This window comes from Cupriavidus sp. 01L46 (genome assembly GCF_056399905.1).
This window is the reverse complement of record NZ_JBFTSF010000116.1, coordinates 20308-34766: the sequence shown is the minus strand read 5'-3', so window position 1 is coordinate 34766 and position 14459 is coordinate 20308. Positions and strand designations below refer to the sequence as shown.

Sequence of the window (14459 nt, the reverse complement as noted above, 5' to 3'; positions counted from 1 at the left end):
TCCAGGATGGCGGCAGGGATCCGAAAGGCGTTGTCTTGGGCCTTGGCGTGGTCTGGCAGCGAGACATAGTCCGGATCCTGGACCCGATGCTTGATCCGCTCCCACACCTCAATAGGCACTACCGCGAACTCGGGGTGGCCGTCGCGTTCGATGAACTGAATATGGATCATGGCAAGGCACCTCCTCGATGGACGTTCCCGGGCATTTGCGGGCTGGCTTGGCCAGCCGGGCCGATTGCCTGGCGAACGCGATCGTGTGCATCTTCATGTTAGCCATTGCGGCTAACAATTGTGCAAATATTGTTTGCTGGTTGCCGTCGCGCCCGATGCGCCGAGCCCTGATCATTGGCCGGCGTCGCAACCCGTCAACCCACCAAAACGTCCTCGCCCACGATCGCATCAATTTCCGCGTACGGCCAGTCCGGCCCCTCACCCACCTCCAGCTCMAGATCAATCCATGCGCCCTTGATCAACGGGTCGGCTCCCAGCCCGCGTCGCGAAACGACCCGGATCAACCGTCCACCGCGCGCCTGTATGAACTCAGCTTCTGCCTGCGTGGACACATCGGGGACCACAACATCGCGGCCGTCGAGCCGGGCTAGCGTTTGCGCGAGGTACCTGACCAGCACATCCGGATCCATTGGCGCACGGATCCAGGACTCCCGAAGCGCGTGCAGCAACTGGGCGGGGGCCTTGCCGAGCGCCGGGATGACGTCGTTGCGTTTTGCCAGGCCAAAGTGCGTCTCATGGATGCCAGCACAGGCCTGGATCATGTGGCGCAGCGGGGCGTCGAAGGTGATGACGTGGAAGGCGTGGTTCCCGCAGGCCAGGTGGTTCGCAATGAGGTCCTGGCCGGAGCCCGGGCGGCCGCAGAGTCCGATGAGCATGAAGTTTCCTTGGTCGTGCAGCTTCAGGGAAGTCGATGCCATAGATTACCCATGGGTAACTAAAAAGGCAAGCTCATCGGGTAATCGAAATGCTCCCGGGGGGCGTGCGGAGTGCGCAGGGCGGGGTGATACATCCGGCAAGCCGGACACCGCGTCGATCTCAGCTTGCGGACGTCTTCTTGCGTGGCTTGCCGGGTGTTTGTGTGCCGCTTTCGTGAACGGCGTTGCTGGCTTGCTTGAATGCCGTGCTTCTCCCATCGGTCTTCAGCACGCGGGCGGTTTTGGTGTTTTTCTTGTATTTACGCACCGATTGCACGGCTTCGACCTGCGTGATCAATTCGATGGCCGCGAGCATCCTGTCGATGTCTTCGTTGCGCAAGCCATTGATCAGGCGGGCGAATCGGGCGGCGATCTCGGGCGGCAGGGTTTCTTCTTTTGGGGGTGCGGCAGCGTCTTGCGCGTCGCCGTCCAGCCATAGGCGCGGCAGGCCGAGCTTGGCTTCGATGTCGCGTGCGAGAGTTTCGCCGATGCGTTTTTTTCCGGCTTTGCCTGTGTCCGAAAATATGCGGGAGAAGTATGAGGGGTCGCGGTCCAGTCGGTCCGAAAGGCGCGCTATGGAGCCGCCGAACTGTTCGGCCATGATCTGGGCTAGGCGCTGTTGACGCGTGTCTTGAATATCCATGGCCCATTAAACCTGTGCATTACCTGAAGGTAAATTTTCTGTGGGTACTGCAAATTCAATGACTAATAGGTAATTTAATGGGTGGTTTATGCATCAGGGAACGCTTTGAGGCCATTGATGAATGGGTGAGAGGCTGGCCGGGTCACGTGGGTCACGTGGGTCGCATGGGATCCTGCCTGTCCGTCATTGCTGTGGAGGACCGCATCGCCAGTCATCGGCCTGGCGTGGATCAATAACACTCGACGCGGTTGCGGCCGCGTTCCTTGGCGCGGTAGAGCGCCCCGTCGCTGCGCAGCAGCGATAGGTCCGCGCTGGGATCGGTGGCATGCATGAGGGCAATACCGACGCTGACGGTCAGCGTGACGATCTGGCCGCCGTCAAGCATTGGGGTTTCCGCGATCTGATGCTRTACGCGCCTGGCGAATCGTGTCGCCGCATCAAGGCTCGCATCGGGGAGCACCACGGCAAATTCTTCGCCGCCGATGCGGCCGGCGAAATCGTGCGTTTGCAGCGCATTGCGCAGCAGCGCCGCGAAACACCGCAGGGCGTGGTCGCCCATGGCGTGGCCCCAGGTGTCGTTGATGGCTTTGAAGTGGTCGAGGTCAAACGTCAGGACGGCGGCAGGGCGGCTGTCGGTGCGCCGGATCCGGGCGAGTTCCTGTTCGATCCGCACGACGAAGTGACGGCGATTGGGTAGTTGCGTCAGGAAATCGATGGTGGCGAATTCCTGCAGTTCTCCCTCGATGCGCTTGCGCTCGGTCACGTCTGTGATAAATCCGTGCCATAGCGTGCTGCCGTCGTCGAGCCGCCGGGGGCGCGCGTCGCCTTGCCGCCAGCGCAGCCCTTGCCTGGGCAGCTCGACGCGGTACTCGAGGCGCCACGGCGTCAGGCTCGCGGCGGATGCGTGAAGCGAAGCGCAATAGGCTTCCAGATCGTCGGGGTGGATGACGGCATGGATGGAGGCTGTGCTGGCGGCGACCTGTTGCGGCGTGAGTTCATAGATATCGGCGATGCCGGCGCTGGCGTAGGGGAGGAAGGATTCCCCCGTTGGCAGCAGGCGATGCTGGAATACCAGGCCCGGGACTTCGTTGGTCAGGCTGGTGATCAGGTCGACGGTTTGCTGCAGTTCTTCGGAGAGTGCCCGGATGGCCGTGATATCGGTGGTGGTGCCGATCATGCGCAGCGGCTCGCCGTTGCTGCCGCGGCTGACTACCTTGCCGCGGCTGGATATCCATTTATAGCTGCCATCCTTGCAGCGGATCCGGTGGTCCACCGCGTAGCTTTCCGTCTCTTGGTTGAAGTGGGCTTGTATGGTGGCCTGGACGTAGGCGAGGTCGTCGGGATGGACGCGGGTATAGCTGTCTTCGATGCGGTTGGTGATCTCGGACGCTTCGTAGCCGATGATGGCTTTCCAGCCGGCCGAGTAGTGGATGCTGCCCGCCTGGACATCCCGGTCCCAGACGCCCGTGCCGCTTCCCGCGATGGCCAGCTCGAGCCGCTTTTCGTTTCCCTCCAGCCTGCCGGCGTCGTCGTTCAGTTTGCCTTGGGCCAGGTCGCGCTCGATGAGGGCGACCGCCATGTCGGCAAAGTCTTGCAGGAGGCCGCGCTCCACCTGGTCCAGCTCGCGCGATCCGGCGTCGAACAGGCAKAAGGCGCCAAGCTGGCTGCCGCTCGATGTGGTCAAGGGGCACGCCGCATGAAAACCCATGCGCAAGCCGTCGATGAGGATGGGTACGTCGCCGGGATGCGCATCATGGGGCACGTCATGCAGCGTGACCCGCGCAACCGGGACCCTGAAGAGATGCTGTGCGAGGCGTGTCAGCGCGTCAAACCGCTCTTGCTGTAATGCGGCTTTCAGGTTCAGCGGCTTCGAGGCGTCGATGCGGTCATGTCTGGTTTCAGCTTCGGTAGAGGCCCGCATATCCAGGTCAAATGACAATTGACGTTAGCCCGAAAGTATTGCTCGTGCAGCCGGCGCTGCAGTTATGCACGGCTGTGCCAATACTATCAGACGGATTGGCCCGCGGCGGGGTCTGCTAAGCGCTGTCGGTGAAAGGCAACTCTGCCTGTGCCGGCAGCGCAGCCGGCGCCAGTTCTCCCGCGGGTGTCAGCGCGCTGACCCGCACGCCCAGCAATCGGATTTTCCGGTCCAGCGGAACGCGTTTGACGCATTCGGTGGCGGCGCGCCGCAGCTGTGCGGCGTCCGCCGTCGGGGCCGGCATGCTGAGGTCCCGGGTGACGGTGTGAAAGTCGTYGTAGCGCAGCTTGACGCCGATGGTGCGGCCCACATAGCCCTTGCGGCGAAGGTCTTCCGCCAGGCGCTGGCACAGGCCGGTGAAGACTTCAGAGAGGGTCTGGCGGTCTTGCCTGGGGTGCAGGTCGCGCTCGAAGGTGGTTTCTCGGCTCATGGACTTGGGCTCCGAGCTGGTGACCACCGGGCGTTCGTCATGGCCTTGCGCGATCTCGGCTAGCCAGGCGGCGTAGCTGCGGCCGAAATGGCTCTGCAGCATGCCTAGGTCCGCGCTGGCGAGGTCGCCGACCGTGGCGATGCCCAGCGTTGCGAGTTTTTCGGTGGCCTTCGGGCCGATCCCGTTGACCTTGCGCACGGGCAGCGGCCAGATGCGCAGTGGCACATCGCTGGCGGCCAGCAGGGTGAGCCCGTCGGGTTTGTCGAGTTCGGAGCCGATCTTGGCGAGGAGCTTGTTGGGGGCGATGCAGATGGAGCAGCTCAGTCCCGTGGCTTCGCGCACCGCTTGCTTGATGCGAGTGCCGATATCGGCAGGCTCGCCCGGCACGTCGCTCAGGTCGATGTAGATCTCGTCGATGCCCCGGTCTTCGATTTCGCCGGTGAAGGTGGCGACAGCCGCCTTGAACAGGCGGGAGTAGTGCCGGTACGAGTCGAAATCCGTGGGCAGCAGGATGGCGTCGGGGGCGAGCTGCGCGGCCTTCATCATGCCCATGGCGGAGAACACGCCCAGCGCGCGGGCTTCGTAGGTGGACGTTGTGACTACGCCGCGCCCGGCGTAGTCGCGCAGGCGGGCAAAGCGCCGGCTGCCGTCGGGAAGTATCGCGGGTACCGCATTTCGYCCACCACCGATCACCACGGGCCTGCCACGCAACTCTGGGTATCGCAATAGCTCGACCGACGCGTAGAACGCGTCCATATCCAGGTGGGCGATGCGGCGGGGTGCAGATGACATGGCGTCAGTGAGTGACTGTATGCATATACAGTATATCGAATTCTGCCGGCAATACCGCTGCGCCCCGGTCGCTCTACCAGCGATGCACGTAGGTGGCCGTCATGACGATGCCCGCCGCGGGCAGGTGCGAGGTGTTGTTGCTGTTGCGCAGCAACTGGCTGTAGAGCGGGTAGTAGTAGCGGTTGAGCAGGTTCTGAATGCCCACCGTGATGGTGTCCTTCTTGCTGACCTGGTAGCGGCTGATGATGTCCAGCGTGGTGTAGCTGGCCACATCGCGCCGGCCAAAGCTGTCGGCGCCGTTGAGCCGGTAGTCGTGCCCGGCGAAGAAGGTGGCTTGCAGGCGGTGGCTCCAGGCGGGTGTGGGCCGGTACTGCACGTAGCCGGTCAGCTTGAGGGGCGGGATGCGGTAGCCGCTCATCTGCTGGCTCGGGCTGCCTTGCGGGGTTTCGCGGCCGCGCATCCAGGTGAAGGTGCCGCCGGTGCCCCATTGTTCGTTGTCGGACAGGTAGTCGGCGGAGGCTTCCACGCCATAGATGCGCTCGGCGGTGCGGGTCAGGATCAGGCCATTGTTGAAGCTTTGCACGTCGCCCAGGTTGGAGGTGGTGTAGAACACCGCCAGCGAGGTCAGGGTGTTGCCGAAGGCGCCGCGCCAGCCGAGCTCGTAGTTGTTGGTCTTGACCGGCTGCAGGTCGGAGGCGCCGAGATCGAAGCCGGCGCGCGCGTTGCGTACCTGCAGGCCGATGTCGGGCAGGTTGAAGCCCTGGCTGAACGCGGCATAGAGCTCGTGCCCCTGGAGCGGCTTGTACACCACGCCGACATTGCCCAGCAGCGCGGTGTAGTCGACCGAGCCGCCCTTTACCGTGGCCGGCTGTGCCAGGCGCGATTGCGACAGCGGCACGAAATCGTTGAAGCGGGCGTTGGCGTACTGGTAGCGCAGGCCGCCCTCGGCCGACCATTGCGCGTTGAATTTGTGCTGCAACTGGCCAAAGCCGCCCAGGCTGCGCGTGGTGATCTGCGGCATGTAGGTGAGCGTGCCGGTCTTGTTGAAGACGCGGCCACCGCTGGCGTCATAGGCCTTGGGATCGAAGATGTCGATCGGCATGTCGCTGCGCTCTTRCTCGAAGTCCAGGCCCCATACCAGGCGGGTGCGCTTGGCGCTGTCCAGCGGCGTCTTGATGGTGAGGCGGCTGCCGAACACGTCGGAGTTTTGCATGGACTGGTCGACATTGCCGCCGCGCGTGACGACCGCGCGCGCGTCGAAGGGCGTGAAGCGCGTGAAGTAGTCGCGGTAGTAGAGCTGCGCGGAGACCGCGCTGCCTGCCAGGTCCTTGTGCTCATATTCGAGATTGACCAGCGTGTTGCGGATCTGGTTCTGGTCGGCGAGCTGCAGGCCGCTGATGGCGCGTGCGGGCACGCTGCCAGGCGCCAGGCGGGCTACCGATGGGTCGGAGGCGTAGTCGGTGTCCTGTTTGGCGTTGAAATGGCTCACCGCAAGCTGCACGCGCTGCTCCGGCGTCAGGCGCAGGCCGAGCTTGCCGCCGATGTTGTAGTTGTCCGACTGGAACATGTCGCCCTGGCTGGGCTCCGGAGCGACACGCTGGCCGCGCGCATCGTAGGCGCTGCCGATGCGGCGGGCACCGACGTCGAAGGCATAGTCGACCATCCCCTCGCTGCCGGAAACATGCTGCTGCAGCTGGCCGGACATGCCGTCCGCGCGCAGCCGGGACAGCGGCGAGGTGAGTGAAAACGTGGTCTCCGACAGCGGCGGGCCGCCGGCCGGGCGCGTGTTGATGGAGACGATGCCCCCGGTGGCCCCGCCGCCGTAGATGGCGCTGCTGCCGCGCAGGACTTCGATGCGCTCGATCAATGCKGGGTCCACGTTGGCGAGGTTGCGCGCCGAGTCCCGATTGGTGTTTAAGGGAATGCCATCGACGAGGACCAGCATGCCGCGGCCCCGCAGGGTCTGGCCGAAATCGGTCACGGTATGGCTGGAGTCGGCCATGCCGGGAACGACCTTGGAGAGCAGGGTGGCGACGCTGTCGGAGCCGGTCTTCAGTGCATCGAGCTCCTCGCGGTCGATGACCGTGACTTGCCKCGTGGGGCGCATCAGGTCGCTGGAGGTTCGCGAGGCGGTGACTTCGACGGCTTCGAGCATCCTGGCGGCCTCCGGGGTGGGCGCGGCCGTCGTTGCCGGGGTGGCCAACGTCGTGGCGGCGGCGACCGGTGCGGCGGCACCGGCCTGGCCCGCGGGCTGCAGCACGATGCCGCTGCCATTGCGCTGGTAGCGGATGCCGCTGCCCTTGAGCAGCCTATCGAGCGCGGCTTCGGCGGACATGCTGCCATGCACGGCCGGGGCTTGCTTGCCGGCCACCAATGCGGGCGTGAAGAACAGCTGGAGCGATGTTTGGCGGCCGAGCTGCGTGAGCGCGTCGGCCAGCGGCTGGGCACGGATGTCGATCGCCACCGGCGATGGCAGGGCCGGCTGGGCAGTTGCCGGCGTGGCAACGGCGCCGATCAGCGCGGCGGCCATGGTGGCCATCAAGAGGGGCCTGGCGCGTGCGTGGCGGGCCGGGATCTGTTGCTGCTTCTCAGGATATTGCTGGTTCACGTCGGGTCTTCTCGGAGAGGCCGGATTGGCATAAAGGCACGCAGGCCCGCGGTGCGCGGGCACGTTCCGGGAGAAGACGAAACGCGCAGCAAAAACCTGAATCTAGCGCGAAAATATTTCCGTGCTGYCGTCGGGCAGGGTGCGCACGCCCACCGGCAGGAACTGCGGCAGGGCGGCGAGCAGGGCATCGGTATCGTCGGCGCGGAACACGCTGCTCAGCCGCAGCGCGCCGGTGCCGGCGTCGCGGATCCTGACCGGGCTGTGCCGATAGCGGGAGACCTCGGCGGCTACCAGCGACAGCGGCTGGTCCTTGAACAGCAGCTTGCCTTCGCGCCACGCCATGGCGGCGCCGAGATCGACCGCCGCCGCGGGCGCGACCCGGCCGTCGCCGGCAATGTGCGTGCCAAGGCCGGCCGACAGGCGCGCCGCAGACGCAGCCGCGCTGCGCCCTTGTACGCCCACCGACCCGGATTCGACCGCGACCGTGACCTCGGCACCGTCCCGGCGCACATCGAAGCGAGTGCCGGTGACCGTGACGCTGCCACTGCCGGCATCGACCACGAAGGGTCGCTCGTTGGCGTGGGCGACCTCGAACATGGCCTCGCCGTCGGCCAGCGTCACAGTGCGCTGTCCGGGCTCGAATCGTACCGATAGCCGCGTGCGCGTATTGAGCTCGACGACGGAGCCGTCGGGCAGCGTCACGCGTTGCCACTCGCCAGGCGCGGTGCTGAAGCTGGCTGTGAAGTGGCTTGCATCGCCGGCCACATCGGTAGCCGGGCCGGGCGCGGCATGCTGGCTCATGAGCCAGGCGGCGCCAACGGCCACCGCGCAGAGGCTGGCCAGCATGGCGGCGCGCAAGGCAGGTCGCGATCTCCGGGCGGAGGCGGCCGGTGCCGGGTCTTGCGCCAGGGCGCGCAGGCGCTCCGGGTCGAGCGCGCCTGCCACTTGCCAGATGCGCTCCAGCGCGGTGTATTCCGCCCGGTGCATAGGGCTGGCGTCGAGCCAGGCCGCCATCTCAATGCGTTCCTGCTCGCTGAGCGAGCCAGCGCGCACGCGCGCAAACCAGCGTGCCGCGGCTTCACGGGGAGCGTCCGGCGGCGGCGTGATTGGCGTCATCGGCGTGCGGCCCCAGGGAGGGGCGTGGGCAAGGAGGAGGGGGCAGGAGCCGGGATCAAGGCGTGGTACTCAATGGGGTGCTTGCGGGCCGAGCCGGTCGCGCAGATGGCGCATCGTGCGGATCATGTGTTTTTCGACCATGTTCTTGGAGACCTGAAGGCGCTCGGCGATCTCTTGCTGGGAGAGCCCTTCAAGGCGTTGCCAGACAAAGACCTGACGGCATGCCAGCGGCAACTCCGCCAGCGCTTGCTCGAGCGCGGCGGCGAGCTGGATGGCGTGGAGCGCGGCTTCGGGATCGCCGGAGCTTGCGTGATGCGTGTCGATGCTGTCAAGCGGGAGCGTCTGCCGGCCTCCCTCGCGCCGGAAGGCATCAATGGCAAGGTGGCGGGCGGTCTGGTGCAGGTAGGCACGGGGATGCTCGGGCGGGCTGTCCTTGCGCTCCAGCACCTTGAGCAGCGCGTCCTGGGTCAGGTCCTCGGCATCAAAGCGATTGGCGAGCTTGCGAGTCCAGGTGCCAACCAGTTCTTCGTAGTAGGCGAACAAGCCAAACGCGCGCGAGGGATGTGACGGCATGGCGTGCGCGCGGTTGCGGGTGGTTGCAAATGCGACGTATTATCATTTGCGCGGGCAATGTTCGTCAATAGCTACATTGAGTGGCGCCATGGCGCATCAATACGGGGCTGCAATACGGAGCTGCAATACGGAGCAGCAACATGGCGCCCGCCCGCCGGCGCGAAAAAAAAGCCCGCGAATTGCACGGGCCATTGAAAGCGCAGCCGGTGTAAGCGGATCCGGCTGGCTCGCGATTGTCGCAATGGACGCCGGAATGTCTTTCCCCTCTGGCGATGGGATCAGCGGAGCAGGAAGGCGATATCGTCGACGCTGATCTGCGCTGGCGCGACGCCGCGGCGCTGCTGGAAAAGGATGTGCTGGAGGACCTGGCGGCGCTGCCTGGCGAAGACGGCCAGGTCGATGGGAATGCCGGCCCGGGCGTAATGCTCGACCAGCAGCTTGTAGGCACGGTGCCGCATCTGCAGGGCTTGGCCTTCGGCGCGCAGTCGGCCGGTGTCTTCGGGCGGTGTTACCTCGGCCTGGCGCAACGCCTCCATGGCGGCGGCGTGCATGTCGCGGTAGCGGTCCAGTTCGGTTTGCGTGGCGTGCAAACGCTCGCGCAGCGCGCGGACCTTGCGCTGCAGCTTTAATGTCATGCCAACGCCGTGCTCGATGAGGGCGACGGTTTCCAGCGCGTGGCTGGCTGCGGCGATCGTGTTTTTCCAGATGCCCCTGTCCGTCACCTCGACGTCCGGCGCCCACCCGTTGCTGGCTCCGCGCAAGCTTTTCATAAGACCCCTTGGCCCTTGTGTTGATGTCCGGCGGACAGCTTTATGGTTGCCGTCCTGTCCTGGACCACGGAGATCCTGCCACCGTGGTTGTGATGCGAATCGTACGGTCTGGCCGTGCGCGGGCGAAGTAGAAGATGCTTAGATCTGGTTTTCCCGGCAGCTATGTCGCGTCATGTCTGCATGGCTCTGTATGGCTCTGTACGGCTCGACACCAGGTCACCGGTAAGCGATAGGGCAACGAGAAGCGGTCTTCTCCAGACTTGCTGATGGGATCGTTGCCCAATCCGGTGCAAATACGGCAGTCCCGCCTTCTATACCGTACAGAGGGGGGCGAATCGGACTAGGATACAGAGATGGCACTTAATTTTCCCAATCCCAGCCGGAGTTACGACCCATCCAGGCATTGCGTATGTTTTTGGGGCTACGACAGTTCGCGTGAGATCTCCTTCGAGGTCGACCGAGCGGTACTCTCCAACCTCAGCCCCGAACTGCGCCCGGACGAGCCTGCCGTGCTGGAGGCATTCGACCGCCACCGCGACCACATCCTGGAACTTGCGCGCGGGCTCTATTCCCGCAGCCGGCAGAACAGGTACACCATTTCCTGACGGGGGCGCGATCGCTGGCGGTTCCGATCGTGAGGGGTGCTCGCCCCTCACGATGCCTTTGCCGTGCGAGGCGGCAGCGGTGCGGGTTCCGCCGCCATCTTGTCCGCGGCATAGGGGCGCAGGAAACTACGCGCCAGCTCCGTATCCCGGCAGTTCAGCCAATCGTCCCAATCGGTGGGCGGCACGATCACGATCATCCTTTTTTCCTTGCCCGGCGCATGGAAGCGGCACATCAACGGGTGGCGCTCCGAGTTGATGGTCAGCATGGTGAAGCTGAAGGCCTGCTGGCCATCCTCGCCTGGCCACGCGCGCCAGAGCCCCGCGATCGCCATGGGCGCGGCGTCTTTGAGCCGGATGCGCCAGCGTACCGCCTTGCCGGTCTCGTAGTCGGGCTCGTAGAAGCAATCCGCTGGCACCAGGCAGAACTGGCCGTTCTTCCAGGCGCCGGAGAAGGTTCGCTTTTCGGCCACCGATTCCGAGCGCGCGTTCGTGGTGTCGAACCTCGCCACGCCCGGTGGAATGCGTTTCCTGGGGACCATGCCGAAGGTAGCGAGCAGGCATTGCCGCTGGCCATCGTGGTCCGAGACGAGCAGCGGCGCCGCATAGTCGGGCCACGTTTCCGGCGGCCATTCCTGCGCCGGGCGGGTGACGCCAAATACGTCGCGGAGCAGGCCGGCCTGCGCGGGTGCGTAGTTGATGCACATGGGCTGCCTCCAGCGGGCGCCGCTTGCTAAGGGGATTAACCAGTATGGAGGATGGGTGGGGAAGGGCCAAAGCCCCGGTGCGGGCAAAAGCGCGCCGATTGCCGAGCCGATGCCGTCGCGTGAGCTACGCAACTGCGCGCGGCCCGGCCGGCGCGAGAATCAGCTTTCCTGCGCTTCCAGCGTGAAGCCGGCGCCGTCGTCCTGGCGCAGCATCGTCACCAGGGCGGGCATGGCTGCCTCCAGGGTTTCCTTCAGGCGCCACGGCGGGTTGACGATGAACATGCCGCTGCCGTGCAGGCCCAGCCCGCCGGCGACCGGGTGCTTGACGCGCAGGGTGACATGCAGCCAGCTCTTGAGCGGCAGTTTTTTCAGCTGCACCGGCAACTGCACGGATTCGCGGCGCTGCACTTCGGGATACCAGATCGCGTACATGCCGGTGGCAAAGCGCTGCAGGCAATCCTGCAGGCTGCGCACCACGCGGCCGTAGTCCTGCTTGTCCTCGTATGAGGGGTCGATCAGCACGAGCGCGCGGCGCGGCGGCGGGGGCAGGATGGCGTTGATGCCGGTAAAGCCGTCGCCGTCGTACAGCATGACACGGCGGCCGGCGCCACGAAAGTTGTCGCGCAGCACCTGGATTTCGGTGCTGTGCATCTCGAACAGGCGCAGGCGGTCTGCGTCGCGCAGCATCTGCCAGGCGAGCCAGGGCGAGCCAGGGTAGTGCTTCAGGTTGCCGTCCGGGTTCAGCGTGCGTACCTGTTCCAGGTAATCCTCGACCAGTGTCGGCATGGGCCGTTTGGCGGCGGCGGCCTGCCACAGCCGGGCAATGCCGGTCTCGAACTCGCCCTTTTTCTGCGCGTAGGCGTGATCGAGCGCGTACAGCCCGGCGCCAGCATGCGTATCGATGTACCAGAAGGGTTTGTCCTTCTGGCTCAACTGCTCCAGCAACTGGACCACGATGGCGTGTTTGAGAACATCGGCGTGGTTGCCGGCGTGGAAGGCGTGACGGTAGCTGAGCATGGCGAGGCGGGAAAAGGGCGTGCGGGTGCCGGCCTGGAGGGGCCGGCGGCACAGGGCGCTATGCTACCATCGCCGGGCTTTGGGGCGGGCCGGCGGCATGCCGGAGGGCGCGCCTGGCGGGCGATTGCCGGCTCMTTCGCCATCCTCCGGTCCCAATGCGCTTCCGGTGCATTCCGCGTCTGACGCTCCTGCGCATTTCCCGTTCTCCCGACCCTTGTCACCTTGTTGCCTTGCCCATGTCCCGCAGCCTAGATCTCGCCGAGCCCGCTTTTTCCGCGACAGGCTTGCCATACTCGCCGCGCTACGATGAGGCCTATCACGGCAATGAGGAGGGCCTGGAGCGGGCCCGTCACGTCTTCCTTGCTGGCAACGGCTTGCCGCAGGCCTGGGGCGGGCGCGACCAGTTCGTGATTGTGGAGGCCGGCTTCGGGTTGGGGATGAACTTCCTGGCAACCTGGCARGCATGGCGAGATGATCCCAAGCGTTGCCGGCGGCTCCACTTTGTGTCGATCGAGAAGCATCCGTTTACGAGCGAGGGGCTTGCCGCGATGCACGCCAGCCTTGGCGCGCTGGCACCGCTCGCGCCGCTGGCCGCTGAGTTGAGGGCCGCATGGCCGCTGGCGCTGCCCGGCCTGCACCGGTTGGAATTCGAGGGTGGGGCGGTTGCGCTGACGCTGGCGTTTGGCGATATCGCCGCCGTGCTGCCGCGGCTGGTGCTGGGGGCGGATGCCTTCTGCCTGGATGGTTTTTCGCCAGCCCGCAATTCCGATATGTGGCAGCCGCAGTTGATGAAGCGGTTGGCCCGGCTGGCGCGCCCGGGGGCTACGCTGGCCACGCATGTGGCCGACAGTGTCTTCCAGCAGGGTTTGCAAGCCGCCGGCTTCGTGGCCAGTTCCGCACCGGGATATGGCTCAGAGCCACCGATGACCGTGGCGCGCTTCCCTGTGATGCGCGGCACGCGGCGGCAGCCGCCGCCATCCGCCGCGGCGTGGCCCGAGCGGCACGCGATCGTCATCGGCGCCGGCCTGGCCGGCTGCGCGGTCACCGAGAGGCTGGCCGCGCGTGGCTGGCGCGTGACCTTGTTCGATGCCCATGACGGCCCGGCGCAGCTGACATCTTCCCATCGTGCCGCCGCCATGCATCCGCACTTGTCCTCGGATGACAGCATCCTGTCGCGCCTGTCGCGCGCCGGCAACCTGCAGGCCCTGCGGGCCTGGGCGGGGCTGGCGGCGGCGGGGCATGCGCCCGGCTGGCAGGGCTGCGGCGTGCTGCAGACGGGTGCGGGTGTTGCGGACGCGGATATCCAGCGGGCGGCCCTTGCCGCCCTGGGTTTTCCGGAAGATTTCGCGCGGTGGATGAGCGCCGAGGAAGCCGCCAGCCGGCATGGCGCGCCTGTGCCCCACGGCGGGCTGTGGTTCGGGCAGGGCGGCTGGGCGCCGCCGCCCGAGATCTGCCGCGCGCAGCTGGCGCGGGCCGGGACGGCGGTAACGGCGCGCTATGGCAGCCGGGTCGCGCGGCTGGCGCGTGTGGCGGATGGCTGGCAGGCGCTGGACGAGGCGGGCATGGTGATGGCCGCGGCGCCGGTGGTGGTCGTGGCCAACGCCTACGAGGCGCTGCGCTTGCTCGCGCTGCGCCATATGACGATCGAACGGGTGCGCGGCCAGCTCACCACGCTGGAGCCGGCAGAGCTGGCGCGCCTTGGGCAATGGCCCGATTGCGTGGTCACCGGCACCGGCTACCTGCTGCCGCGCGCCGCGGACGGCACCGCGCGCATCGGTTCCAGCTACGAGCCGGATGCGCAGGAATCCGGCGCGCTGTACGAGCGCCCCGCCGTGCACGCCGAGAACCTGGCCCGGCTTGGCGCCTTGCTGCCGGCGCTTGCCGGCTCGGCCGCCAGCTTGGACCCGGCAATGCTCAGAGGGTATGTGGGCGTGCGCAGCGTCTCGCACAACCGCCTGCCGCTGATCGGCCGCGTGGCCGACGAGGCGCAGGCGGCGCGGGACGCCGCGGCGCTCAGCGGGGCGCKACTAAGGGATATCCCTCGGCTGCCGGGGCTTTACGCGGCACTTGCATATGGCTCGCGCGGCCTCACATGGGCCGCATTGGGGGCGGAATTGCTGGCCAGCCAGATCGAAGGGGAGCCATTGCCGCTCGAGCTCGAGCTGGCCGAGGCAATCGATCCGGCGCGGCTGCTGGTGCGCGCCTTGCGCCAGGGGACCGTGGCCAGCGGCGATGTGCCCGCCGAGCCGGTTCCCGGCTAAAAACTGCCGGAACCGAATGAAAACCGTGCGATAATCC

The 14459-nt window shown here is 66.2% G+C and carries 13 protein-coding genes; 3 read left to right on the top strand and 10 right to left on the bottom strand.

All coding sequences use genetic code 11. The annotated features are described in order from the left end of the window. Positions 1-364: 364 nt before the first annotated feature. The 3 genes from AC1DS3_RS20860 to AC1DS3_RS20850 all read right to left on the bottom strand — a co-directional run bounded on the left by AC1DS3_RS20860 (position 365) and on the right by AC1DS3_RS20850 (position 3252). Positions 365-886: a hypothetical protein gene (locus tag AC1DS3_RS20860; protein WP_441630791.1), complete on the bottom strand. Its 522-nt coding sequence runs from the start codon at positions 884-886 to the stop codon at positions 365-367. Between the two features lie 160 nt (positions 887-1046). Then, a complete protein-coding gene (locus AC1DS3_RS20855; protein WP_441630793.1) occupies positions 1047-1568 on the bottom strand; it encodes a hypothetical protein in 522 nt (173 codons plus the stop codon). Positions 1569-1797: 229 nt separating this feature from the next. Next, positions 1798-3252, bottom strand: coding sequence for a sensor domain-containing diguanylate cyclase (locus AC1DS3_RS20850; protein WP_477127862.1), 1455 nt, complete (start codon positions 3250-3252; stop codon positions 1798-1800). A gap of 12 nt (positions 3253-3264) precedes the next feature. On the opposite strand from AC1DS3_RS20850, the gene AC1DS3_RS20845 reads away from it, so the two are divergent. Beyond that, positions 3265-3414: a hypothetical protein gene (locus AC1DS3_RS20845; protein ID WP_477109092.1), complete on the top strand. Its 150-nt coding sequence runs from the start codon at positions 3265-3267 to the stop codon at positions 3412-3414. Positions 3415-3604: 190 nt separating this feature from the next. Here AC1DS3_RS20845 and dinB read toward each other — a convergent pair whose 3' ends face one another. The 5 genes from dinB to AC1DS3_RS20820 all read right to left on the bottom strand — a co-directional run bounded on the left by dinB (position 3605) and on the right by AC1DS3_RS20820 (position 9835). Continuing rightward, positions 3605-4768, bottom strand: a complete 1164-nt coding sequence (gene dinB, locus AC1DS3_RS20840) for a DNA polymerase IV (RefSeq protein WP_477127861.1) — start codon at positions 4766-4768, stop codon at positions 3605-3607. A 73-nt stretch (positions 4769-4841) separates the two neighbouring features. Then, the gene (locus AC1DS3_RS20835; RefSeq protein ID WP_477127864.1) at positions 4842-7307 is read right to left on the bottom strand and encodes a TonB-dependent receptor; all 2466 of its coding nucleotides are present in this window, start codon (positions 7305-7307) and stop codon (positions 4842-4844) included. A 171-nt stretch (positions 7308-7478) separates the two neighbouring features. Continuing rightward, a complete protein-coding gene (locus AC1DS3_RS20830; protein WP_477127860.1) occupies positions 7479-8492 on the bottom strand; it encodes a FecR family protein in 1014 nt (337 codons plus the stop codon). 69 nt (positions 8493-8561) lie between these two features. Beyond that, positions 8562-9065 (bottom strand): sigma-70 family RNA polymerase sigma factor, encoded by a 504-nt coding sequence (locus AC1DS3_RS20825; protein WP_416048292.1) that lies wholly within the window; start codon positions 9063-9065, stop codon positions 8562-8564. Positions 9066-9343: 278 nt separating this feature from the next. Further along, entirely contained in the window at positions 9344-9835 is a 492-nt protein-coding gene (locus AC1DS3_RS20820; RefSeq protein ID WP_441630801.1) for a hypothetical protein, read from the bottom strand. A 353-nt stretch (positions 9836-10188) separates the two neighbouring features. Here AC1DS3_RS20820 and AC1DS3_RS20815 point away from each other — a divergent pair, with 353 nt between their 5' ends. Continuing rightward, positions 10189-10440 carry a DUF1488 family protein gene (locus tag AC1DS3_RS20815; RefSeq protein WP_043345911.1) on the top strand — a complete coding sequence of 84 codons (252 nt, stop codon included), beginning with the start codon at positions 10189-10191 and terminating at the stop codon, positions 10438-10440. 47 nt (positions 10441-10487) lie between these two features. Here the strand turns inward: AC1DS3_RS20815 and AC1DS3_RS20810 are convergent, their stop codons facing one another. Together AC1DS3_RS20810 and AC1DS3_RS20805 are read right to left on the bottom strand one after the other, a co-directional pair. Beyond that, positions 10488-11144 (bottom strand): SOS response-associated peptidase, encoded by a 657-nt coding sequence (locus AC1DS3_RS20810; RefSeq protein WP_441630803.1) that lies wholly within the window; start codon positions 11142-11144, stop codon positions 10488-10490. Between the two features lie 159 nt (positions 11145-11303). Further along, positions 11304-12161 carry a 23S rRNA (adenine(2030)-N(6))-methyltransferase RlmJ gene (locus AC1DS3_RS20805; protein ID WP_043345913.1) on the bottom strand — a complete coding sequence of 286 codons (858 nt, stop codon included), beginning with the start codon at positions 12159-12161 and terminating at the stop codon, positions 11304-11306. A gap of 236 nt (positions 12162-12397) precedes the next feature. On the opposite strand from AC1DS3_RS20805, the gene mnmC reads away from it, so the two are divergent. Beyond that, positions 12398-14422 carry a bifunctional tRNA (5-methylaminomethyl-2-thiouridine)(34)-methyltransferase MnmC2/FAD-dependent 5-carboxymethylaminomethyl-2-thiouridine(34) oxidoreductase MnmC1 gene (gene mnmC / locus AC1DS3_RS20800; protein ID WP_477127859.1) on the top strand — a complete coding sequence of 675 codons (2025 nt, stop codon included), beginning with the start codon at positions 12398-12400 and terminating at the stop codon, positions 14420-14422. Positions 14423-14459 lie beyond the last annotated feature (37 nt).